The organism is Phocaeicola dorei (assembly GCF_013009555.1).
Taxonomy (GTDB): domain Bacteria; phylum Bacteroidota; class Bacteroidia; order Bacteroidales; family Bacteroidaceae; genus Phocaeicola; species Phocaeicola dorei.
This window is the reverse complement of sequence record NZ_CP046176.1, coordinates 638,397-664,068: the sequence shown is the minus strand read 5'-3', so window position 1 is coordinate 664,068 and position 25,672 is coordinate 638,397. Positions and strand designations below refer to the sequence as shown.

The 25,672-nt window shown below is 40.8% G+C and carries 13 protein-coding genes; 3 read left to right on the top strand and 10 right to left on the bottom strand.

Annotation, left to right across the window (positions count from 1 at the left end):
- Positions 1-141: 141 nt before the first annotated feature.
- Positions 142-1,092 carry a pectinesterase family protein gene (locus GKD17_RS02605; RefSeq protein WP_007836492.1) on the bottom strand — a complete coding sequence of 317 codons (951 nt, stop codon included), beginning with the start codon at positions 1,090-1,092 and terminating at the stop codon, positions 142-144.
- A gap of 14 nt (positions 1,093-1,106) precedes the next feature.
- On the bottom strand, positions 1,107-2,336 hold the full coding sequence (locus GKD17_RS02600; RefSeq protein ID WP_007836494.1) for a glycoside hydrolase family 88/105 protein: 1,230 nt from the start codon (positions 2,334-2,336) through the stop codon (positions 1,107-1,109).
- Positions 2,337-2,625: 289 nt separating this feature from the next.
- On the opposite strand from GKD17_RS02600, the gene GKD17_RS02595 reads away from it, so the two are divergent.
- The 3 genes from GKD17_RS02595 (at position 2,626) to GKD17_RS02585 (ending at position 6,685) form a co-directional block, all read left to right on the top strand.
- Positions 2,626-4,017, top strand: a complete 1,392-nt coding sequence (locus GKD17_RS02595; RefSeq protein ID WP_007840563.1) for a PTS galactitol transporter subunit IIC — start codon at positions 2,626-2,628, stop codon at positions 4,015-4,017.
- An 18-nt stretch (positions 4,018-4,035) separates the two neighbouring features.
- Positions 4,036-4,992: a 5-dehydro-4-deoxy-D-glucuronate isomerase gene (gene kduI / locus GKD17_RS02590; protein WP_005849178.1), complete on the top strand. Its 957-nt coding sequence runs from the start codon at positions 4,036-4,038 to the stop codon at positions 4,990-4,992.
- 217 nt (positions 4,993-5,209) lie between these two features.
- A complete protein-coding gene (locus GKD17_RS02585) occupies positions 5,210-6,685 on the top strand; it encodes an MFS transporter (RefSeq protein WP_007840561.1) in 1,476 nt (491 codons plus the stop codon).
- Between the two features lie 52 nt (positions 6,686-6,737).
- On the opposite strand, the gene GKD17_RS02580 is transcribed toward GKD17_RS02585, so the two are convergent.
- The 8 genes from GKD17_RS02580 to GKD17_RS02545 form a co-directional block, all read right to left on the bottom strand.
- Positions 6,738-10,064 (bottom strand): DEAD/DEAH box helicase, encoded by a 3,327-nt coding sequence (locus GKD17_RS02580; RefSeq protein WP_007836509.1) that lies wholly within the window; start codon positions 10,062-10,064, stop codon positions 6,738-6,740.
- Between the two features lie 21 nt (positions 10,065-10,085).
- Positions 10,086-10,826 (bottom strand): hypothetical protein, encoded by a 741-nt coding sequence (locus GKD17_RS02575; protein ID WP_007836510.1) that lies wholly within the window; start codon positions 10,824-10,826, stop codon positions 10,086-10,088.
- Between the two features lie 95 nt (positions 10,827-10,921).
- The gene (locus GKD17_RS02570) at positions 10,922-12,385 is read right to left on the bottom strand and encodes a glycoside hydrolase family 140 protein (protein WP_007840555.1); all 1,464 of its coding nucleotides are present in this window, start codon (positions 12,383-12,385) and stop codon (positions 10,922-10,924) included.
- A 68-nt stretch (positions 12,386-12,453) separates the two neighbouring features.
- Positions 12,454-13,458, bottom strand: coding sequence for a glycoside hydrolase family 43 protein (locus GKD17_RS02565; RefSeq protein WP_007836518.1), 1,005 nt, complete (start codon positions 13,456-13,458; stop codon positions 12,454-12,456).
- Positions 13,459-13,643: 185 nt separating this feature from the next.
- Positions 13,644-15,080 carry an aldehyde dehydrogenase gene (aldA, locus tag GKD17_RS02560; protein ID WP_007836524.1) on the bottom strand — a complete coding sequence of 479 codons (1,437 nt, stop codon included), beginning with the start codon at positions 15,078-15,080 and terminating at the stop codon, positions 13,644-13,646.
- A 192-nt stretch (positions 15,081-15,272) separates the two neighbouring features.
- Complete coding sequence (locus tag GKD17_RS02555) at positions 15,273-19,526, bottom strand: hybrid sensor histidine kinase/response regulator transcription factor (protein ID WP_007836527.1); 4,254 nt, start codon at positions 19,524-19,526, stop codon at positions 15,273-15,275.
- Between the two features lie 125 nt (positions 19,527-19,651).
- Entirely contained in the window at positions 19,652-22,201 is a 2,550-nt protein-coding gene (locus tag GKD17_RS02550) for a glycosyl hydrolase family 28 protein (protein ID WP_007836529.1), read from the bottom strand.
- A gap of 12 nt (positions 22,202-22,213) precedes the next feature.
- Positions 22,214-25,540, bottom strand: coding sequence for a glycosyl hydrolase (locus GKD17_RS02545; protein ID WP_007836530.1), 3,327 nt, complete (start codon positions 25,538-25,540; stop codon positions 22,214-22,216).
- Positions 25,541-25,672: the final 132 nt, after the last annotated feature.

The window sequence follows — 25,672 nt, the reverse complement described above, 5'->3', positions numbered from 1 at the left end:
AACGTTACCTTGATGTGTAGTTTTTATCTTTTTATGTGGATTTATTAGGTATTTTTCACGGGTTCCAATTATTCAAAACAACAAAAAAAGGAGACCTCCACCAACGTAGAAGTCTCCTTTTCAAGCAATTACAAAATCAATCTAGTCTATTGGATTCCAATTACTTTGAGTACGAAAAATAGCATCGACCGTCACCGCCTCAGCTTCTTTCTTTGTTAACTGTTTGCTCCATGCCACCCTTTCCGAAGCATTTGCGCCCTCACCGGTATTTTTATATTCCATATAACGGGCTGTTTCTTCATTAGACTGCTTGCCCCAATTGTGCCATCCGGCAGAAACAATATGTTTCCCCAACTCACATTCTATAAATAAGGTATAAGCATATGGACGCCAAGGACGACCTAAATACACTTTATCAACTCCCGGTTCTGCCGTCAGCTTACAGTGCTTAAAGACATATCCATATTTAGCCTCTTTCGGAGTAGAAGCAGCCGTTACATACGAATTGCGTTTACTGTGAATAATACAATCTTCAAATAAAGCGGTGGAAGGACCGAAAATAAAGTCAGTAGTACCATCAATATAACAATCTTTAAAATAAAGACGGGTAAATTTAGCACCGGTATAAATAGTGTCCTGATTACCCAAGATACGACAATTGATAAATTTCAAACGGTCACCTTCCGTATGTAAAGCTACCGCCTGTCCCAACTGAGCCGCATTATTCTCAATAGTCAAATTTTTAAAAGTGATATCACTACCCTCTACCTTCACCGTATAAGTGCGGAAAGTACCCATTTTATTTATATTCGCATGATCATCATAAGTAATAATCGTCTTATCACGATCTTCACCTATAATATCTATATTTTCCACCCATGAAGGAACAATCACTTTCTCCTTATATACTCCGTTCCTCACATAGATCGTAACAGTATAATCCATGAAAGCCCGCGCACTCTCTATAGCCTCCTGCAAAGTACGAAAATTCCCCGTTCCATCGCGTGAAACTACAATTGTATCCTGACGTTCCTGAGCCCATGTTCCACTAACAGCAACCAACAGCAACAATAATCCTAAAACTTTCCTCATCGTATCACCCCCTATTATTTACATGCAGTTCCACAATTGTTTTTCTGAAACAAACGTTCCCATTCCAGACTGGCCATAATGAACGGACCTACTGCCTTCGCATCATTAGAACGTATTTTTTCAGTTATATAATAATTATAATCTCCGGTACGATACACTGGCTTACCTCCCAAACCCGCGACAGCACAACCCTTAGTGATAGAAACTACCCCTTTATTGTCCACTTCTATAAACTGGGTCAAAAGCCCTTCATACCCCTTTTTAGCCACTTCCATGTACGAAGGACAAATATATCCCTTACGTAACGCTTTCAACAGAGTATATACAAACATGGTAGAACAAGAGGATTCCAGATAATTCCCCTCATCCCCACTTCTGTCAATCACCTGATACCATACCCCTGTTGCAGGATCTTGAGTACGTTTAATCTGGGCAACCAGTTTATTCAATATTTCGATAACAGATTCACGTCCGGCTTCGTGTTCCGGTATAAAATCAAGTACATCCACACAAGCCATTGCATACCATCCCATGGCGCGTCCCCAACAATGTTGTGACAATCCGGTAGTTTTATCCGCCCACTTTTCACGCTTGCTCACATCACATGCATGGCGGTATAAATCAGTCTTCGGATCATAATTATGACGAGCCACTGTAACAAACTGATTGATAATATCAGCATAATCATTCACACGGTTGTTACGGTAAGCATACTCCGCATAGAACGGCTGCCCCATATAAAGCCCATCCAGCCACATCTGATTCTCATAAATCTTCTTGTGCCAAAAACCGCCATCGGCATTACGAGGATGCGTATCCAACTGACTGCGCAACAAATCCAATGCTTTCTTGTATTTCTCGTCCTTAGTCTGCTCGTAAATACGGAAAAGCATCTTTCCGGAATTCAGACGGTCAATATTATATTCCTCCAGTTTATAAGTTTCGATAGAGCCATCCTGATGAATCATTGTATCAGCATAAGCCACAGCATAATCAAAAAACTTCTTATCACCGTATGCATCATATACATCCAGCATAGCTTGAAGTTCCAGGCCATGACAGTAATCCCACTTCAAACGGGTCTGAAAATCCAATTGCCAGGATTCGGGACAACGCACCATCTCTGATTCCGCCATACGTACAGACCAAGGCTTATTACCACAAACCTGCTGAGCCATGCCCATCAAAGGAACAGCCGTAAGCAAACCGGACACAATAATTTTACAAATAGAATTCTTTTTCATGAAGACGTTTATTTTTAGTATTAGACCTATTTATTTTATGAAACAAAAGTAGTATTTTTCTCGAAAAGCAGTGTGCACTTTTCAACCTACTAAGTGTATTATTTGGTATTCGTGTGCGAAAACGGTTATTTTTGTGCACGATAACGATAAAAATCGTTCAAAAATTGTCTTTTTACTAATTATTATGCCTTTCAGGTTTGATAAGTTGAGAAAAGGTTTTATTTTTGGGGCAGTTTTTAATTTATACTATTGTAGAAAACACAGTCATTTACTATTAATTCACAAGAGAATGGAACAAGTTTTTAGTTATATCATCGGTTTAGGAGCAGCGGTGATGATGCCTATAATTTTTACAATCTTAGGCGTTTGTATCGGAATCAAATTCAGCAAAGCATTAAAAAGCGGTCTGTTGGTAGGTGTTGGTTTCGTTGGTTTATCAGTGGTTACCGCACTTCTGACCAGCAGCCTGGGACCGGCCTTAAGCAAGGTGGTCGAAATATATGGCCTACAACTGAAAGTATTCGATATGGGATGGCCTGCTGCCGCAGCCGTGGCTTATAACACTTCCGTAGGGGCATTCATTATTCCGGTTTGTCTGGCTGTCAATATTCTGATGCTATTGACCAAGACCACCCGTACAGTCAATATCGATTTATGGAACTATTGGCATTTTGCTTTCATCGGAGCCGTAGTTTATTTTGCGACAGATAGTATTTTGTGGGGCTTCTTCGCGGCTGTTATCTGTTATATCATCACATTAATCTTAGCAGATTACACAGCAGACAAGTTCCAAGGTTTCTATGATAAGATGGAAGGAATTTCTATTCCACAACCTTTCTGTGCAGGTTTTGTGCCATTCGCTCTTATTATAAATAAGGTATTGGACAAAATACCCGGATTTGAAAAACTGAATATTGATGCGGAAGGTATGAAAAAGAAATTTGGTTTGCTAGGCGAACCTCTCTTCCTGGGTATCCTGGTAGGATGTGGCATCGGTGCATTATCTTGTAAAAACGGACAAGAAATAGTAGACAAGATTCCTTATATTCTAGGTTTAGGTATCAAGATGGGAGCAGTAATGGAGTTGATTCCCCGTATTACCAGCCTATTCATCGAAGGATTGAAACCCATTTCGGACGCTACCCGCGAACTGATCGCCAAGAAGTTTAAAGGTGCTGTAGGCTTGAATATCGGTATGAGCCCTGCCTTGGTTATCGGACATCCGGCCACATTAGTTGTATCATTGCTATTAATCCCTGTTACTATTTTATTGGCAGTTGTACTTCCGGGTAATGAATTCCTGCCATTGGCCTCGTTAGCCGGTATGTTCTACGTATTCCCGTTGGTATTACCTATCACAAAAGGAAATGTGGTAAAAACCTTCATCATTGGTTTTGTTGTGCTGGCCATCGGTCTGTATTTTGTAACTGATCTGGCACCTTACTTTACCAAAGCGGCACATGACGTATATGCCAAGACACAAGATGCCGCCGTAAATATTCCGTCGGGTTTTGAGGGGGGAGCGTTGGACTTTGCTTCAAGTCCTTTCTCATGGGCTATTTTCCATTTGACTTATTCATTCAAATGGATTGGTTCCGGAATTTTAGTACTGATAACACTATTCTTAATGGTGCTGAACCGTCGTTCCATCATTAAATACCAGAAAACAATGAAAAATTAAAATTTAAAGATAACGATTATGAAAAAATTAGCAATTGCAATGATGCTGAGTGTTTCTGCTTTGGCAGCTTCAGCTCAAGTAAATTACAAAGTACAGACCGCTTGCCATCCGCAAGATGTGAAACACTATGATACAGAACGTCTTCGTAGCTCATTTATGATGGAAAAGGTGATGGCACCGGATGAAATCAATGTTACATACACCCTTTATGACCGTCTTATCTACGGAGGAGCTATGCCAGTAAACAAAATACTAAAGTTAGAAACTTTCCGCGAACTGGGTCCGGAAATCACTTACTTCCTTGAACGACGTGAACTAGGGGTCATCAATGTAGGGGGTGATGGTGTGGTTACTGTAGACGGTAAAGAATATCCTATGAAATACAAGGAAGCACTCTATGTAGGTTGCGGAAATAAAGAGGTTACTTTCAAAAGTAATGACGCTACCAAACCGGCCAAATTCTATATCAATTCGGCACCGGCTTACAAACCATACGTTACTCAATTGATCACTACTGACGCTAAACTTCAAAAAGCAAATCCTAAACAATATGCTTTGGCCATTTCAGATCATTATGGAAAAATGGAAGACAGCAACGACCGTATTGTAAACCAATTAATTGTAAAGGATGTGCTGGAAAGAGTAAAAAACGGTGGTACAAATCAATTGCAGATGGGACTTACCGAACTGGCTCCGGGTTCTGTATGGAACACCATGCCGGCCCATACACATACCCGTCGTATGGAAGCCTACTTCTATTTCAACCTGCCTGAAGGAAATGCCATTTGCCACCTGATGGGCGAACCGCAAGAAGAACGTCTGGTATGGTTACATAATGAACAAGCCATTACTTCTCCGGAATGGTCTATCCACGCCGCTGCAGGTACCAGCAACTATACCTTTATTTGGGGTATGGGAGGTGAAAACCTGAAATACAGTGACAAGGATGAAATAAAATACACAGATATGAGATAAGTAGAATGGTACACACCATTACTCATTAACTCTTGTCATTCTGAATGTTGCAAGAAATCAACCCGTTTTTAGGTTTTTTGCGACATTCGGAATGTTTTTTTAGAAATCTTACCATTGTACCGATTTATACAGGCTTTCCACCAATTTTTGCATAGAGAATAGGTACAGAATGGTTATTTTTGCGTCTAATAAGAAAAACATAATTAAATCTATTATCATGAGTACATTTCAAAAAGTAGGTGAGAAGATGACAAACTTCAGATGGATAATCTGTGGTCTGCTATTCTTTGCCACTACAGTCAATTACCTCGACCGTCAGGTGCTTTCACTAACCTGGAAAGACTTCATTGCTCCGGAATTTCACTGGACGGATTCGAATTACGGAGATATCACAGCTATTTTTTCTATAGTATATGCTATCGCCAACCTGTTCGCCGGTCGTTTCATCGATTGGATGGGGACTAAAAAAGGTTATCTTTGGGCTATCTTCGTCTGGTCTTTAGGAGCTTGTCTCCATGCATTGTGCGGCTGGGCTACCGAAGAGACATTAGGTATTCATAATGCAGAAGAAATGCTTTCTGCAACAGGAGCTGTCGCTTCAACTATCGCCATTACCAGCGTTTATTACTTTATTGCTGCCCGAATTGTATTGGGTGTAGGTGAAGCAGGAAACTTCCCGGCAGCTATTAAGGTGACAGCCGAATATTTCCCGAAAAAGGACCGTGCATACTCCACTTCCATCTTCAATGCCGGCTCTACAGTAGGCGCGTTAGCTGCTCCGATCACTATTCCTCCCTTGGCGCGTTATTTTCAAAGCATTGGTGTGGGTAATGGATGGGAAATGGCTTTCATCGTTATCGGTGGCTTAGGTTTCATCTGGATGGGACTTTGGATGTTCCTCTACAAGAAACCCAATGTCAACCCTCGCGTGAATGCTGCCGAATTGGAATATATTGAACAAGACAACAACAATCCTGAAGAATCTAAAGCACAACAAGCTGCCGCCAACGACTTTGACAACAAGAAGATTTCATTCTTGCAATGTTTCAAATTTCCCCAAACATGGGCTGTATTTGTCGGTAAATTCATGACTGACGGCGTATGGTGGTTCTTCCTTTTCTGGACTCCGGCATATATTTCGGATGTATATGGTTTCGCCTCAGACACAGGTACTGCACAAATGTTGATTTTCGTATTATACGCTATCACCATGTTATCTATTTATGGTGGTAAGTTACCTACTATTATCATTAACAAAACTGGTAAGAATCCGTATGCAGCCCGTATGCAGGCTATGCTTATCTTTGCCTTGTTCCCATTGCTGGCACTGTTTGCCCAACCTTTAGGCAATTATTCATATTGGTATCCTATCATTATCATCGGTATTGCAGGTGCGGCACACCAATCATGGTCTGCTAATATTTACTCTGTAGTAGGCGATATGTTCCCCAAAAGCACCATCGCTACTATCGTAGGTATTGGTGGTATGGCAGGTGGTATAGGTTCATTCTGCATTAATATGGGATCAGGCAGACTGTTTGACTATGCAGCAGAAACGAATATGACTTTTATGGGATTCGAAGGGAAACCTGCCGGCTACTTCATCATATTCTGTGTATGTGCCGTAGCTTATTTAGTTGGTTGGATTATCATGAAAGCATTGGTTCCCAAATACAAACCGGTTGATGCCTAATTAAAGAATTCACCACAGACTACACATCTAAGTAGTCTGTGGTGTGTTTTCCCTAATAAATAGTTTTCAGAAGATGTTGATAGATAGAATTATGATTTAATATTTCAGGGACTCCTGTGATAAAAAGTTGCTTGCGTGCACGCGTTAAAGCGACATTCAGCTTACGGTCAATCTGTACGCCGTCTTCTTCTGTCAGGTTAGGCAGAAACCTTAATTGATAGAGGTGATTCACACAAAAAGAATAAATAATAACATCACGTTCGCTGCCCTGATACCGTTCTACCGTGTCAATGGAAATCCTACTCAGAGCAGGAATAGCCAATGTCTGAAGCTCTTTACGTATCAAAGCAATCTGACTTCGATAAGGAGTAATGATCCCTAACGTTCGATTCGGATCAAATTCCTCTTCATAAGCCAGATACACCTCTCTGGCCAAACCGGCAACAATCCGTGCCTCATATTGGTTTGTCTTTCCGGAAATGCTCTCCAAATCCTGTTCCGAAGGAATAAAACGTACTGGAGCCTCTATGTGTTCCAACTGATGAGGTAGTCCCAAAGCTTCCAATCTTCCAGCATAAAATGCTTTATTGGGAAAAAAAGCCACTCCCGGATGCATACGCCCCTGACGGCAAAGCATATCTATCGCTTTAGGAGATTCTTCTTTTAAATGAAAACGATAAAGCCGCTCAAACAGAGAATCTTTTAAATTAAAAAGTCCGACTTTCCTCAGCCCCTCATCATGCACTTCAGAATGTCCGCTATTCTGCAAAATAACGGCAGGTAACTGTTTATGATCACCTATCAGAATAAATTTACCGACTGCATTTCTTTCATCAGCAAACTTGGCACACAGAATACCCAACAATTGGGGTTCCAATATTTGGGTAGCCTCATCCACTATGGCTACATCAAAACGTTTTAATTTAAAAAGTTCAGCCTTAGCCGCAATAGAGGCCACGGTTCCAACATACACTCTGCAATCTGTCATACGGGTATTCACCTCCCGCCTGCTGTTACATTCCGCCAATATATTCTCCAACAGATGTCCTCTAAAACGTACATCACAGGAAAGTTCACTTCCCACCCGTATATAATCTATACCGGAGGTTATAGAAGAAAGTGACTGACATATTTCATCCACAGCCCGGTTGGTATAAGCTAGTAACAATATCTGCATAGATGATGTTGCATAAAAATGTTCCACCATTCTACGCAACGCTCTTGAAGTCTTTCCTGTTCCGGGAGGTCCCACCAGAAGAAAGTAATCACGGGCCGCTTGCGCTTTCAACACCACTCTCTCAAAATCATCACCGGCCTGCGCTATAGCTTCATCAAAAGACGAATCAAAGCGGGGGGAACGTTGTCCCAGCAACAACTCCCGTCTTTCCGTATTCGCATCCAGAAAAGCAGAAAGTCCCAAATACATACTGCGAAATGTAGTATCCATCGTATCATGTTCTACAGCATAACGGCTGTCCGGAGGAAAGACCGAAACATTACGCTGTGTGGCACGTAGCCGAATACGCAACTCTGTATCTGTAATCTGCTCGATGTTACCCTTAAAAACCATTTTATTGGTCACATTATCCGAATCATGATTACGCTCATACAATACAACCACATCTCCTGTACGGAAATTAGGAAGAAACATTTCGTCATATTGCGGAATGGACAAGAGTATATAAGCCTTATGAACCTGTGACGCCTTATTCTCAATGATCTGCAAATCATATAATATTTCCCCTGCCTCACGTTTCTCATCCAGTGTACTCAGCCAAAGAGCTGAAGCCCCTGCACGTCCTTCATAATCCACATCCCCCGATTTGGAGGTATAAAGTTCTTTTGTAATGAAATTATAAAGCGTATAGAAATAGGCCTGCTCCAAAGGTTCCAATGCCGACAGTTTTTCTCGGAAACGTGAGATAGAAGGCTTCAGATACTGTTCCCAGAATCTTCCACGCAACTTTCTTTCATTCATTACCTCCGGATTAATTTGCGCTAACAAATTTCGTGTAAAATCAGAATGATTATGGAATTGTACCCCATACTCGGCAGCAACAATACGGTTGCGCAGATTGATAACCCGCCTTACCTGAGCCCACGATGCTCTGGCAGGGTATAATAAAGGATAACGGGTATAAAGCAAATAGGGATGCATACGCCGCCGGTCCTGTCCCATGCTGTATTCCAGTACCGCCATATATAGCAACATCTGAACCTTGTTGTTTTCCTTGGGTTCCACTTTTCCCTGTATGGAGAATTCATCTGCTTTTCCCGATTTCATTTCGATAAAACTGCTCATATCCCGCTGCATATAGTCCAAACGTCCCTGAATACCCAATGCCTCACAAATATAAGACGGTTCCAGAACAGCATCCTTTTTATCCAAGTTATAACCAGGTTCCAGAAAAGTATGCTGCACGATATCCCGTATATGCTCAAAGTGCATCCGGCAATCCTTGGCAAACTCTTTCTCTTTGGACGGGTCACGAAGTTCGGCACAAGCAGCCAGTTCGATGGGATACTGCCGGAACGCCTTCTTCATACAGTCTATATAGTCCGGTTCCTCCTCACCTGCATGTATCCATTCATCCAGAAAAAGATTGGCTATATTTCCCAGCAGCAAAGGCCGGGCGTTATCAATCGGAACCAACCGGCTTAAAAAGTAATTTGCCGGATGGCTGCCATAATCCTTGTAGCATTCTGCCAGTGAACTGATATCTATTAGATAATCCGGCTCCAATACGATAAAAGAAGGGGTATAAATTCCTTCCCTATCTACAAAAACATCCAAAAGATTAAGCTGGGCATATCGCCAAAGTTCCTTTATAGTTTCTTCAAATTCATGGTTTATACCGGGTTTATTATAAACAACCCGAATAGGTTCATCAGCTATTATATCTACAGGATGTACATACAGATAGGTATCATCGGCATAATCAAAGCATACCCGTATACGACGGATGTATTCCTTCTTTTCTTTTTTCCCTAAAGATGTTATTTCTTGTTTAGGAAGAACCGAGAATAATTTCAAAGGAATATCTTGTGCAAACATCTTCCTATACGCAAAAGCCACTGCACGTAAATCACGTAGAAACTCTTCTTTGGCAGGAAACTTACGATGATTCAAAATATCATTGGAAGTCAAACGAAATGTATGTAACTGGTTCTGCTCTTTTATATCCAGTTCATATTGAGTGGCTACATAATTAATACGGGCGGCCAAATCAGTGGTCTGCAAACTATTCCCTTGTATCCGTTCACGCACCACACGCTCCAATGATTCACGCAATTGTCTGTAACGGCGTTCTAATGGCTGGTTCTCGTCTATATAAAGCCTGTATAATTCTTCGTAATACTCTGCTATTTCTTCATTCATGCCGTAAAGATACACAATTTATCATTTATAGAATACCGGCATAATAATAGGATGGGTTTCCCATTTGCGGGTCATCGGATTAAATTCCCTCTCTGCCCCCGCTTCAATACCGAAACTATCCGATATTTTGAATTCCAAAGTACCTCCGTATGAATTTTGATTCATAAAAAGCTGAGAGGCCGGAGTCATGCCGTATCCATTATACACAGAATATGTGCCGAACATATTAATTTTCATCCTGTCATTAATGCGAAAAGACAATTTTCCCTTACCACCGAAATCATTAAAGCGGACTCCATATACATTGTATTTAGCAGCATATACTCCTCCTGTCACGGTTATAAAATCATTGAGCCGCTGGGTATACATCACCCCGACATTGCGTGCCTCGCCTATAGAAGGCAATCCTTGAAATGAATGATAACCACTCAGAATCCCTGTATTATTAATCTGATAAGCACGTCCATCTATATAATCATGGCCGAAAGGATTCCCGGAAAAAGTATAGGGAGATATTTTAGGCATTTCTTCACGAGGAGTTAAATCAAATTTTGGCATCCGCAGCGTATCAGATAAAACGGGAGGTGTCAATGTAGGAGGTTCGTTTATAAAATCCATACTTTTATCAACCTCATTCATCTCATTGATAAATTCATTGATTTTATCTTGTCGGATGATGAGCGTATCCTTGTCATTTTCAGCTTGTGCCAGACCATACAAGGAAAGAATGCAAAAGAATAAGAAAAAGCCAATGCGTTTCATTTGTAAATGTGTTTTTTCAAAATTACAATTTCCGCATTGACTTTTCCCGTTTCATTAAGACTTAATAAGACTTTTTGGCTGTATTCCTCAAAACACTATTGATTTACCATGGGAAGTTCGAACCATTTGGTAGAAATATAATTCTTATTTGAATCTACAGCAATCAATACCTGATCATTATCTCGATTATAACTGCCATCATAGAGAAAAGGAGTAATTTTACTATCAAATTCCCCTATAAAAGAAAGTTTTCCATCCTTAGGGCTATACCACCATACTTTCTTTTTTGCGCCACTGATTTTAGTCAAGTCAACAGACATCGGGTTTCCGGAATAATTGTATACTAACAAATAATCCTTTCCGCGAGTAGCAATGGCTCTATCATAACGATTCCCATTCGTACCGGCAATCACACTTTGATCTGGTACACGTTCAAAATAAGGGAAAGTTAACATCAGATTCTTCAGATATTTCATCTGATTGAAGCCGGGATCCTGCATCGCCTTATACCAAGGTTTCTCTATTCCATCAGCCCCATATCCACCCGGTGTACCCGGTTTCAAGAACTGCATGATATTGTTATGTCCGTACGTATGTCCGCAAGAACCCGCAAAAACAGACCAATACCCATAGCGTCTTACATCACAGTCACGCCAGAGTGGCTGGGCAGGATCATGCAATCCCTGAGGAATACCTTCATAACTGGGTTCTGCATCCAAAACAGGCTTCAATGGAGTCATAGACAAAGCATCTTCTACATAACGCCAATTGTCCTCCTCCAATCCGGTTACAGAAGTATCACCATCTCCTTTTTTCTGACCATAGCGTCTGTGCCCACTTTGGAACATATTCATATCCATCCACTCCTTATTATTCAGATGTGCAGCACTAGATGTACGGCCAAACGGATGAAAAGTCATTATATGATTCTTGTCCACAGCAAGAATGCTGTTTGCCAAGGCTTCCCAAATCTCGGTATTCCGGTCGGCGTATGTATCTCCACCGATTACCCAAATGATATTAGGAGCATCTTTATATCGTTCACCTAAAAATTTACCATACGCCTTGGCCTCTTCGACATTCATCTTTCCGGAGCGTACCAAACCTCCCCAGATACATACCATCGCTATATAAATACCGTTCTGCTCAGCTTTCTGAATAATATAGTCCATGTGGTCCCAATATCCATAAACTCCTTTTCTGTCTATATTCTTAAAGTTAAAGCCATCTATCATGGAATACTGACCATAGAAATTCATAGCAGGGACTCCATTTATAGTCTGTACTTGTACCACATTAAATCCTGCCTGACGACAATGTTCCAGATAATAAGCAGCTTCATCCCTGTTCAGTTTCTCGGGCAACAGCCATCCTGTATCCCCCAACCAGAAAAAAGGAGTTCCGTCCGCATTCATCAGATAACGATTTTCTTTACTTACTTTCAGTCGTCCATGGCTCCAAGGTTTATAGATCCCGGACTTTCCTTGGGCTGACGCCGAAGTCAATTCTCCCCCCAACAAAAAGAGAAGAACAAATAATACCAGATTCTTGTTTTTCATTTGCGCATTTATCATATAAATTTCAAAGCCCAAAGTAACTTATTCAAGTAAACAATTCAGGGTAATAACTAGTCTTTTTGAGGGAATCTTTTAGCTTCCTCCGCTTTCAGGTTCAGCAAAACTGATTCAGGAACTTTTATAATAGTACCATGCTTATGTCCTTGCGGAATAGAAATCTGATTGTCTATAGGAGTAAAGGTCTTAAAATCCTTTGTCGCTACGGCTCCAAACCGACCTTCCCGATAAACATCAAAATAAATCAACCATTCATCACCTACTTTCACGGCACACGGTCCCTCGGAATAAGTCGGTGCAAATTTCGTTGACGGACTAGTATAAGGCCCTTCCGCCGATGGTCCGGACACACAGAACAGATCACTGTAACCAGGCTTACGATTGTCTTTTATAATTAATACATAGTCATTTTTATCACGCTTTACTATAAATCCGTCAATAGAATTAAATCCGGGATCATAAAATGCCTTTGCCGGAGCAAACGTTTGGAAATCCTTGGTCGTGGTATAATAGGCACGGTGACTTTTATTAGCTCCCAAACTATCGGCTGCCGTATATCTCTCTACTGGAATGGCAGAGGACCAGGCAACGATGAACTGTCCCTTTTCATCATCATAGAAAACTTCCGGTGCCCACACATTGTTAGTCAAAGAGTCTTTCATCACTTTGATTTCACGTTGTTCGCTCCAATGAATCAAGTCTTTAGAACTGGCATAACCAAATCCTTGTTCCCCATTCCAACTGATGGTCCACACCAAATGAAAGGTTCCATCCGGACCTTGGGTAATGGACGGATCACGCATCATCGAATTGGGAGCATATTTCTGTTCTTCGGTCTGTTTAGTGAAATAATTATAATAAGGGGTCTTGTTTCCTATTTCCGGTTTCAGCCATGAACCTGCAATACTATCCCAATGATAACCGTCATAGCTGTAAAGATAATGTAACCCGTCCAATGCCGGCTCACGATGAGAAGTGAAGATATAGACTTCCTTGTCAGGTTTTGTACAAGTAGTAAAAGCCAATAAGGCAAATACGAAAGAAAAAAATAATTTCATAGCATGCTGTTTTATGATGAATAAACCTTTTCCAACAGGACGAAACAACAAGTATTTTGTACTCTATACTTCTTAAAGTATCAATCCAAATCAATAATAAATATCCATCATATAACAAGATGTATCTCGAGACATAAAATACGAATTATATCCCGAGATAATCCTACATAGAATAATTATAAGAATTACCCTTTAGTCTCCAAATAAACCAGCTGCGTCTGCAAATACTCTTCCAGACCATGTTTACCATCCGCGCCACCGATACCAGATTTACGCCATCCGGCATGGAATCCCTGCATAGCTTCAAAATTCTCACGATTCACATAAGTTTCACCAAATTTCAACGCACGAATCAATTTAAATGCCATATCCAGATTCTGAGTATAAATAGAAGAAGTCAGCCCATATTCACAATCATTAGCCCAAGCAATGGCGTCTTCCACCTCTGTAAACTCAACAACCGGAAGTACCGGTCCAAAAGTTTCTTCCTGAATAATATCCATCTTTTGGGTACAATTAATCAAAATCGTCGGTTCAAAGAAATATCCTTTAGTACCGATACGATGACCACCGCATAGCAACTCAGCTCCCTGCTCAATAGCTTTTTTCACTTTCTCTTCTACTGATTTCAGTGCTTTGGCATCAATCAACGGACCCATATCGAGGTCTGTATACTGATTCGGATCCCCCACTTTCACCTGCTTGAATCCTGCCAACAGTTTCTCAAGGAAAGCCTCTTTTACACTAGAATGTACATACACACGCTCACAACAATTACATACCTGTCCTGTATTAATAACACGCGAAGCAATAATGGATTTTACAGCTAAATCCAAATCTGCATCCGGCATTACAATACCGGGAGCCTTCCCCCCCAATTCCAAAGAAACCTTCGTCACATTGGCAGAAGCGGCTGCCATGGTTTGTATTCCAGCCTCCACACTTCCGGTCAGACTAACCATACCTACTTTAGGGTTAGCAGCCAGTTCATGTCCTATCACCGAACCACGACCGTTTACTAGATTGAATACACCTTTAGGCAACCCAACTTCATCTACAATCTGTGCGAAAACATATGCATTTTCCGGTGTCAGCTGACTCGGCTTTACCACAATTGTATTCCCCGTCAACAGAGCAGGAGCGGCCTTACGGGCAATCAAGAAAAAAGGAAAATTCCAAGGCAGGATGCCTGTTGTCACCCCAATAGGTTTCTTAAAGACAAATATATTTTCGTGAGGACGGTCACTAGGAATGATTTCCCCTTCATAACGACGGGCCCATCCGGCTATATAATCAAGATAATCAGCCGTAAATAACACCTCTACATTAGCTAATCCTCTTGTTTTTCCACCCTCCCGGATGATAATATCAGTCAATTCCTGTTCCCGCTTTCGGATACCTTGTGCAATCCGAGTTAAATAGCCGGCGCGTTCAATAGAAGTAAGACTTTCCCAAGAAAGCTGTGCCTTTACGGCGGCATTTATAGCTGCGCGTGCATCTTCCGGTGTGCCATCAGGCATTTTAGATATCACTTCTTCCGTAGAAGGGTTCAATACATCAATCCACTTATCGGATTGGTTTTCGATGAATCGTCCATCGATGTACATCTTTAGTTCTTTCATGGTCTTAAATTTAAAATGAGTATCTTAATTTCTTTCAATCTGAAATATTCAAGCAGTATTTTACAAATATATCGTTATTTATAAAGCCCCAAAATGTATTTTTGTTCATTAACATGGAAATTTATACACTTTAAGCTTTTTAAGAAACGAACTGATATTTACCGCCCGATTATACAATAAAGGTTGCCCACTCTATATTTCTTTCTCTTTTCCACGCAGATAAACAGAAGGAGACACGCCATAGTGTGTCTTGAAACAACGGCTAAAATAAAGCGGATCACTGATACCTACTTTATAAGAAACTTCGCTCACATTATAATTACCTTCCAACAATAATTCCGCCGCTTTCTTCAGACGAATAATACGGAAATATTCATTAGGAGTATGCCCTGTCAAACCACGAACTTTTTTAGAGAATACAGTACGCCCCAATTTCATCCGGGCAGCAAAGTCTTCCATCGTAAATTCCGAATTTCCCAACTCCTGCTCTATAATAGCTTGCAATTTATCAAGGAACTGTTTATCTTTATCAGAAGTATAAATAGCCGGTCGCTCTATACTGGGATCATTCACATATTTCTCACGTAACTTTTCACGCTGGTCAATCAATTGAACCATCCGTGCCAAAAGCAATTTTAAGCTGAACGGTTTGGTTACATACGCATCCGCCCCACTTTCTACTCCTTCCAATTTATTTTCGGTAGTTCCCATTGCTGTCAGCAGAATGATCGGAATATGACTGGTACTAAATTCATTTTTTAACTTACGGGTTACTTCATACCCATTCATTCCCGGCATTAGGACATCACATATTATCAGATCAGCATCATAAGTCCGTGCACGTTCAAAACCCGCCACACCATCAGCCTCGGCTACCACCTCAAAATAAACAGATATTTCTTTCTTCAAAAATTCACGAATATCAGTATCATCTTCAATGATCAATATCTTTTTCTTGTTTAAAGGAGCCGCCATCTGTTCTTCTTTTACGAGACGGCACGGAATGCCTTCGTCTGTATGATCCGTTTCTTCCATTAAGGCTGTAGAGATCAAAAAATCTTTTGACTCATATACAGAACTATCCAATGGCAAAGTGACTGTAAAAACAGAACCCTGTCCTTCATTCTCCGCATATTCAATACTTCCTTTATGCACATTTACAAGTTCGTGAGTCAAATGCAACCCGATTCCCATACTATCACCAGAGAAACTACTTTGCATAAATCGAGAAAAAAGTTGCCCGCGTTTCTCCAAAGGAATACCAATACCGGTGTCTGACACGGAAATGATCAATTTTTTTGTTTCTTCTTCCACATCTACCGAACAAACTATTTTCCCGCCCTCCGGTGTGTACTTAAATGCATTGGACAGAAGATTATAGACTATCTTATCCAGTTTACCTTTATCAACAAACATAGGATAAGAACTGACAGAAGGAATAAATTTAAATTCCATTTCTTTAGATTCCGCCGTTTCCCTAAAACTCAGAAATATATCGTAAAGAAAAACGATAACATCTGTTTCTTCTAATGAAAGAACCAGTTTATTATTCTGCATTTTTCTGAATTCCAGCAATTGATTGATTAATCTGAGCATCCGCTGCGTGCTTCTATCCATCACTTTTATAGGATAAGCCAATTCTTTAGAACCCCTACCCATAGCCTCTATTTTTTCCAAGGCTCCTTGGATCAACGTCAACGGGGTACGAAACTCATGAGAGATATTGGTAAAAAAGACCAACTTATATTCTGTCAACTGTTTTTCTAATTGAATACGATTCCGCAAGATAGCAAACTTATGGATTAGTCTGAATGTCATATACATTGCCATACAAATCAGCATTATATAAATGGCAAAGGCCCAACCTGTTTTCCAAAAAGGCGGAGTAATAACAATCTGTAATACGGTTTCATCTTCCCCCCATACACCGGAAGCACTGGATGCTTTTACATGTAACTGATAAGTACCCGGCAACAAATTTTTATAAGCTGCAAAATTCAAGGAGGAAGGGACTCCCCAATCTTTATCGTATGGAATTAACTTATAAATATACTTGGCATCATTTGCCATAGAATAGTCAAAAGTAGAGAAATCTATACTGAATGAATTCTGATAATATTTCAATTCTATTCTATTTGTATAACTTAATGCCTCTGTCAAAGGAGAATCAATATCCCCGGGACGAACAGAAATTCCATTTATTTTTAAATCAGTGAGAACCACCGGAGAAACGACATGCTGTGGCATGACTTTTTCAGGATCGACCACAACCAAACCATGATTCGTTCCAAACAGCAAATGTCCGTTTTTCATAACACAGGCACTACTCTCCAAATAGACATTGCCGGGCATTATCGCTGAAAAAAAGAAACTATCAAAAACCTCCGTATCCGGATCAAACCGGGACATTCCATATTCGGTACCCAGCCAGATTTTTCCATCCCTATCCTCCACTATAGACTGGACTACATTATTTACCAACCCGTCATCCTCATCATAATGCCGGAATTCCAACTGATCATAAGTTTGTCCTGACTGGCAGACAGAAAAGCCTTTACCGGTGGTTCCAATCCACATACGACCTTTGCTGTCACAAAAAATATTACGAATTTCATTGCTACGTATTTTCCCATTATCCAAATTATAAACGTAATACTGCCGCGAATCATTCAACAAAGAATCCGGATGGAATACATAAATACCATTATTGGTTCCTACCCACATCCAATGATTCCTATCAGCAGTAATAGTACGAACCTCTTGCTCTCCAAAACTCCCCTTCAAAAAATGACGAAACACAAAATCGTTTTTCTGATAAACAGCCAAATCGAGTCCTCCCCCGAAAGTTCCAATCCACATTCTATCCCGGTAGTCCCTATAGATATCATAAATATGATTATGTGCAAGTGAATTCACATCATCAGCCCGATGCACATACCATCTATCGCCTATACATAATCCATCCCCACGGGTTCCCATCCATACTTGCCCTTTGTCATCCTCTTTGAGAGCAAAGACACTAAGATGATAATAATTTCTTTGCAATAAATTCAAGTGACAGTCATAAGCAAACAATCCCCCCCGACGATTTCCTACCCGCACATCCCCATTCTCCATACACGTAACCATACGTATGGTATTGGAACGATCCACCAATTTCTCATTTTCAGGATAAATATAAGTTGCCCCATCATTTAATACTGACAATAAAGCTATGCCGGAATATTCTGATCCCAACCAGATATTACCGGTTCTGTCGCCCATAGCATATAAAAGAAAATCAGAATTCACCCGATTAAACTCATCCACATGATACGAGTAATGGGTCATCTCCTCCTTTTGAGAATCATAAACAAACAAACCATTACCATAGGTAGAAATCCATATCAGTCCACGTGGAACATCTTGTATGATATGATAACGTTCATCTCCTATCAACTTAACTTTTTCATCAGACATTAATCTAAAAATCCGGACGGCACGTGTCCGGACATCAATATAATGTACAAGACCAGTGCCATTGGAAATCCACAGATTATTCAAATTATCCTTTTCACATTTTCCTAAACGAATATCAAGCGATGAATCATGAATCAATCTTTTCTCAGACATACTAAACACCTCTCCACCCTCAGGAGTAAAAAACACCCAATCGTTCTGTAAACGACAGGACTCATAGGTATTAAAAGCAGAAAGTTTCCACGGCAACCGGGCTGTCAAAAACAAATTCTTACCTGAAGACTTTTCATAAATACCTCCATCAGAGGTTACAAAAAAAATCTTGTGACGAAAAGACATCGCCCCTACAAAAGACAAACTATCTTGAACTACCTGGGTATATCCCTCTTCTGTCACCTGAAACAGCCCAAGCTGAGTACAAATCCAAATCACTCCCTGTTCATCCTCATAAACGGAATTCACTGCATTAGTTGATAATTTCCCATTTTCCTTTGTAAAAGATACAGAAGAGTGAATTCCATCCTTACAGACTATTTTACGACATCCACTCTGATGATGCCACAGCCAAATATCCCCGACAGCAGTTTCCAATATTTTATTGTAAGGCCGTCTATATTCCCCACACCCCGTAAAATCAACAAAACAATCATGTTTCAAATCGTAACAACTCATTAATTCCGGAGCAGTGATAAACCATAAGAAACCATTTCGATCTTCTTGTATCTTCTTTACATGATGATTTGCCAAAGAAATTTTATCGCCTGATTCCGGACGGAATGTCACAAATGAATGGCCATCATAGCGGCTCAGCCCATCTAATGTACCCATCCAAATAAACCCTTTGCTGTCTTGAAACAGATAACGTACCGAATTATTCGCCAATCCGTCACTAGTCGTGATAAAAGTAGGATGTACATCTACCGATGCATGCATTTCCCAACCTATACACCCAAAAACAACCCATAACAGACAAATATATGTTTTCATACAATTTCAATCAGATTCATACCAGGCATTTAAATATATGACGTACATCATTTTCCCGACATACGCCATATTAGCAAAGATAGTAAAAATAAACGGATGTGCCCTATCAACAAAAGAAAAATCATCTATTCATAGTTTTCCAGTTTCCATTCATCTTTCCACTCTATCATCGGTATGCCATCCTTCACCACAATTGGCAGAAATACATAAGTAGCCTTATATACATCTTGATTAGGATTAACAAGCGTATAAAATCTGTCGGCCACTTTAGGAGTTGCAAAATCCTTTGGATAAGGACGGTGATCCTTGTACCGGGTCAAGAAAGACTGCCAGTCTTTCTTGGGTATATCCGTTTTATTAGTATGCGGTAGCCAACGATCGGCCATAGCCACATAAAGATCCTTTCCCGGAATCTTTATCACACTTGTAATCTGCGAGCAAAAAGAATGTGCATACTCATCACCTATGTGTGGATTCCCTAACACCGTATATTCACCATGATAATCATCGAATACCGCTACTTCCGAAGGGTTGGGAGTATAACTAGTTGTCCCTGATGTATAAATATAATGTTTACCATCCATTACAAAATGTGCTGCCGCCTCACGTGTAAACGGTGGAACCTTTCCAACAAAATGTTCTGAATACCGGCCATTTACATTTGTATAATCATCAGAAAGTTCAGCACATATCTGCTCCCAATGAGGACGCTCAAACCAAACATAACCTTTTCCTGTATCGGGATCAGCATACATGTCAAAATCCCCCACAGCAAAGCCATTAGGTTTCAGATTGCGGACAAAATGATAGGGTCCCATAAAATGTTCAGCTTCTAGAATAACAAAATGCCCATCATTACTTTGTGATTTCAGCCAGCATACATACCTGCCTGTTTTGGCACAATAAAGAATATGTGGGCGTTCCAATTTCTGACAATGATGCAAAGGTGAATGTGGATCAGTAGCAGGTTCAATTATCCTCCCCTCATCTTTCCAATTGTAAAAATCAGTAGATGAGTAACAACGTACTCCGCCAAACATCCGATTGGTACCAAACAGAGTATGAGTTTTATCCTCACCATACCAATAATATTTGCCTTCACGAAAAGTCACTTGAAACCCATGGGCCTGAATAGGTTTTCCTTCAGTATCAAGCCACACTTCACCAGGACGAATGGACTGATAATTTACTGGGACAAGAGGATATGTCTGCACATTTAAATAGCGACATTCTCCTCCCGTTTTTTCTATCTTCACCGAACTACCTGTAGTTACATTGCTGAACCCAAAGAAAGAGGCGTAATCACAATTATCAATACGCATTACTGTATCACAACTCTCTATTCTTACATCTTTCATTGAGAATTTTGTGGCATCGCATATTTTGCCAATCCGATCACAATGTGCTTTGACATTGCCGAAAAAAAAGTTCTTCACCGGCTTCTCCGGTAATGCAGACACATCCACCAATGTGCTACATCCGGTGATCTCCACATCGTGAATGGAAATATTAGCAAACCACGGTGTAAGTGGAGTTATCTCACGGGCCGGATAACGCTGTGCCAACTCACCTACCCAGCGGGCAGAACCAAGCATATCGCAATACAAAGCCTGTCTTTTCACATTAGCCCGCACCCGTTCCACATATATATTCTCCACAAAACCTCCTCGTGGACGACGAGTTTTAAAACGGAAAGCCTGGTCTGTTCCCTCAAAAACACAATCGTACATATATACATTTCTCACTCCACCGGCAATCTCAGTACCACACACAATACCGCCTGCTCCCCTCAGTGCTATACTTTTACGTATAACGACATTACTAGTGGGGCGATTCACTTTCAATCCATCCTTACCCCGCCCGGACTTCATGGTGTAACAATCGTCCTGACAATCGAGCGAACAGTATTCTATCAGTACATCATTACTTGAATCAATATCAATACCATCCGTACGTCCATGTCCGAAACTGTTCACTGTAATCCCCCGAATCAAAATATGTTCACAATATTGTGGTACAATATTCCAATACAGTCCCCGTTCAAATGTAACACCTTCTACAAAGACATTCTTACAATTGATAGGGGCAAATGTCTTAGGCAAAAAGACTCCTTCACCATTCTTTCCATCATAAATACGGTCGGCAAGCGGTTTTCTTATCACCTTGTCACTAGACATACTTTCATTACACTTGTATATCTCGCAACTGGTAGGTGGTCCAACTACTTTTCCCTTTCCAGTCAATGCAATATTCTCCTGTCCATCAGCATACAAACAAGCTCCAAGAGAGTAAAGCTCCACCCCCTCATCCCGTGTAAAAACAGCCGGAAGATAATCTATTATATTACCACTGAAACGTAATTCCGCTCCTTCCGAAAGATGCAAATTTACATTACTCTTCAAGATAAGGCGTCCTGTCCGCCATACACCGGGAGGAACTACCACCGTTCCACCACCTCGGCAACTCATACTATCAATAGCCTCCTGAATCGGTTTAGTGGACATACCTTCCTGTTCCATCCTTACCAATATGGTAGATTCGGGAAAAACAGGCCTTTCAAACAAAGGCATAACAAACGGTGATTCAACAGGTTCTATAGTATCGGGCATATTCTGAGGCCCAACTTCACCTATTGTCAGCAACGCTATGCCACAAATAATACTTGTTAATGACATAAACTTAATTATTTAATTAATACATTGTAAAAAGCGACGTACCAACCACACTTCACCTGTAATTCCAGAAGGAACCAATCCGTCTGTCGATTTGGCTATTTCGGGATAGGAATAAGTCAGTCGTTTGGATTCAGGCAACGAAGCGTCACCAATCATTCTGTTCATCAACGAGTTTACGACTTCTATTTCCAACTTATTCTCACCATTTTTCACGAAAGGAGTCAGATTTGCCTCCCACGGAGTACACCAAACAGTTGAAACTTCTTGTCCATTCAACCAAACCCGTCCTATAGAATTCAAGCTGTCAAAACGAAGAATTATTTCTTCATTTGCCGCAGCCTTTCCTAAATTGATTTTTTTACGATAAACGGCTGTACCCGAATAATAGCGAATACCTGAATCGGCATGTTTCGTCCAATCCGTTAACACTGGGAAGACCACTTCTCCAGGTCCTCCCCATCGTGGATCAAAATAAACCTGCCAATCTCCCTTTATAGCTTCCAACCGCTCGTTCTCACGGGTTGGTTTCAACATTAGTTCTTCTTGACTGTCATCAGAAACCACAATGAAACCCGATTCACCGGGAAGCAATGTAATGTTAACATGTAATCCTTCCGCTACCAAACGAGCCTGTAACCTATATCGTTTACCAGTTACAGGATCCCAATAAGAAGCATTCGATAAAGAGGTACGCAGAACCACCTCATCTTTAAATGATCGCTGACTATGATTATCAACAAAATAAACATCAGCATCCGCCAAACGCCTATGAGCAAAATAGACCTTATCTGTCGGAGTATTCCCGCTTACAATACCCATATCCGGACGAATACCTGCTTGACGCAAAGCCTCCGCCAATGACATCCCCCAATACAGCGTTCCTTTTCCTACAGACCGTTTACCCGAAACAACGTCTTCCTTCCCCCACAATTGATCAACAATCTTTTTATACTCAACAGAATCCACCTTATCTTTAAGAGAAGCAGAGCTATCGGGACGGGGAGCATAAACCACTCCTCCTTGTTCAATCAACTGGGCAATATGACGCAATACGTGTAAAGGCATATCATTATTACGCTGCACAACCAACATTTTATAGCACATGCCATCAGGTAATGCAATCTTGCTTCCATGAGTAGACATACGAGTTGTCAAAGCTTCTGATGTGCACACATCCCAATCATAACCTTCCGGTATTTCGGGAAGGCGATAAGTCAGCAGTTTCACCGGTGGATTTTGTCCTACATAAATACAAAGATCCACCACAGGCATTCCTTTCCGCATCAATCCGGCACAACGCGCCTGATAATCCCAAAAAGGACGGCTATACTCCCAATAAGTATTATTCCGATTCAGACAATAGTGACGTCCTCCTCCTGTACTGCCGGGATATTTATCCAACCAAGGCTGATAAGCAGAAGCACACACAACAAATTCATTAACCTGAGCCGCATAAGCAAAATCAGCAAGATTCTTTAATTCTGCCAAAGATTGGCTGAACTTAGCATCAGTATATGCCTCAGCCGAAGCAATACGTTTTCCATAAATATGCGCTGCCGAAGAAGCTTCCTTTATATCATAACTGCCATGTATATGCTTTGCCCAAAATTCTCCTTGCGGTTTCTGAACACGTCCTTTCGCTTGCAGATTATCAGCCACAAGACTTAGCCCGTTACCAGTTGCCTGTGCTGTAAAATCCACACCAGCCTTATTACATAAGGTCTGGAGAGTTCCAAAATAATTATCAGAAATAACATCAGCAACAGTACGACGCAAGTCATAAAGGAAAGCATCAGTCTCAGTAACCGAGCCCACAATATATCCCATCATGGCAGGTAGATATGAAAAAAGATCATACCCCTTACGACGCAGGAATTCTTGTTCAAATCCCGGAGTCCAATTCTGAGCCCCCGCTTCATGACTATCCATAATTACTCCATCAGGCTTCACATTGATAGCGGAAAGCGTATCAATCATCCTCGCAGCATAATTATTCCATTGTGTAGTCACTGCTTCTACAGACATCTTATCACACTCCAAACCTTTCAAGTTCGCACGGCCATGCTTAGACGGCCCACCTGTTGACTCATGTGCAAAGCGCATAATCACCCAATCACCTTCAGGAACATCCCATTCCAATCTTCCGTCCGTTCCCATCTTTGAAGTTAAGTCAACAATAGTTTTCAGATCAATAATCTCCTCATCCGTATAAGCCGGAGTCAGGTTTTTCAAAATATATTCGGAATAAAAGCCCGCACGCTCTTCCCACTGGTCTATACGGGCACGAGACGATAATGTGACATTGCCCAAAGCCATTTCAGGACGTTGATCTCCGGCAAGACACCAATCATGTAAATTCAAACGAAAGTACCGTCCGGTCACTGCCGGAAAAGAAACTGTTTTCTGATCCCATCGAGAAGCAGCAGCTTGATAAATGGGTTTTAAATCGCACACCTTACTATAATTTATGCCGTCATCCGAAACCTCCAACTGCCCCAAAGGTGGCTGTTTTACATAACTCGATCCATAAAATTCATCAGCAGGAGCTCCCGGAACATTCATGGCACCGGTAGATGCCTTACTCCGCTTGCTTACCCGATAAGTAATAGAACGAGCTGTGAAAGAAGTTTCAAAATCCAGATTTATATAAACAGACTTGCCAGGTTGCTGGGGAGGTATAGTCGTCAATCTGCTTTTTTTACAAAAGAAATCTTCAGCGGAAACTCCCGGCAAATTACATGTTACCTTTGGACGCTGACTATTATTTGTCATCCATTGATTTTGAGGAACAGGAAACGCCAATACTGCAATATCCCAAAACTCATCATCACCCGGTGCTGGTAATACCGCAGCAAACTGTTGTTTTCCTCTAATAATAGTATCACTTGCTGTCAGACGTTGCATACTTAAAGCTTTTGTAATCCAAGGTCCTCCCGCCACATATCCATTCGAAAGATTTATTTCAAAAGAAAGTCCGACACGCTTTGCCTCAGATGCTGCAAACTTCAACATTTCCCACCATTCAACAGAAAAAGCGGGTAGTGCATGCTCTCCTTTTCCATGCACCTGATCGTAATAAACCACTCCTCCTACACCGGCACGCTTATATGCCTCCAAATCTGCAGTAATTCCTTCACGAGTCGTTTCTGTCTCACCATGAAACCACCAAACCTTAGTACGTGCAGAATCTGCCGGATTGGAAAATTCATCCCACGCTTCTTTGATGGTTGCCGAGTCTGCTACATCCGGACGAAATGGAGAACATGCAGAATATCCTAGTGTAAGGATACTACCCATTACAATCCTCCTTAACACTTTTATAGTTTGTCTTTTATTCATTGTTTCTATTTTTATTTATTTTCACAAATTAATTCACAACAATGCTCTAAGAAACCATTAGAATAGAAAAAAATTAAATATTATAGTTCACCACAACAATATTACTCTTTAAAAAGACAACGACTATCTATC

What these genes read in the sequence shown, in the direction of transcription:
- GKD17_RS02545 (WP_007836530.1), bottom strand. Translation starts at nt 25,540, where the DNA reads ATGAATAAAAGACAAACTATAAAAGTGTTAAGGAGGATTGTAATGGGT.
- GKD17_RS02605 (WP_007836492.1), bottom strand. Translation starts at nt 1,092, where the DNA reads ATGAGGAAAGTTTTAGGATTATTGTTGCTGTTGGTTGCTGTTAGTGGA.
- aldA (WP_007836524.1), bottom strand. Translation starts at nt 15,080, where the DNA reads ATGAAAGAACTAAAGATGTACATCGATGGACGATTCATCGAAAACCAA.
- GKD17_RS02585 (WP_007840561.1), top strand. Translation starts at nt 5,210, where the DNA reads ATGAGTACATTTCAAAAAGTAGGTGAGAAGATGACAAACTTCAGATGG.
- GKD17_RS02555 (WP_007836527.1), bottom strand. Translation starts at nt 19,526, where the DNA reads ATGAAAACATATATTTGTCTGTTATGGGTTGTTTTTGGGTGTATAGGT.
- kduI (WP_005849178.1), top strand. Translation starts at nt 4,036, where the DNA reads ATGAAAAAATTAGCAATTGCAATGATGCTGAGTGTTTCTGCTTTGGCA.
- GKD17_RS02570 (WP_007840555.1), bottom strand. Translation starts at nt 12,385, where the DNA reads ATGAAAAACAAGAATCTGGTATTATTTGTTCTTCTCTTTTTGTTGGGG.
- GKD17_RS02550 (WP_007836529.1), bottom strand. Translation starts at nt 22,201, where the DNA reads ATGTCATTAACAAGTATTATTTGTGGCATAGCGTTGCTGACAATAGGT.
- GKD17_RS02575 (WP_007836510.1), bottom strand. Translation starts at nt 10,826, where the DNA reads ATGAAACGCATTGGCTTTTTCTTATTCTTTTGCATTCTTTCCTTGTAT.
- GKD17_RS02600 (WP_007836494.1), bottom strand. Translation starts at nt 2,336, where the DNA reads ATGAAAAAGAATTCTATTTGTAAAATTATTGTGTCCGGTTTGCTTACG.
- GKD17_RS02580 (WP_007836509.1), bottom strand. Translation starts at nt 10,064, where the DNA reads ATGAATGAAGAAATAGCAGAGTATTACGAAGAATTATACAGGCTTTAT.
- GKD17_RS02565 (WP_007836518.1), bottom strand. Translation starts at nt 13,458, where the DNA reads ATGAAATTATTTTTTTCTTTCGTATTTGCCTTATTGGCTTTTACTACT.
- GKD17_RS02595 (WP_007840563.1), top strand. Translation starts at nt 2,626, where the DNA reads ATGGAACAAGTTTTTAGTTATATCATCGGTTTAGGAGCAGCGGTGATG.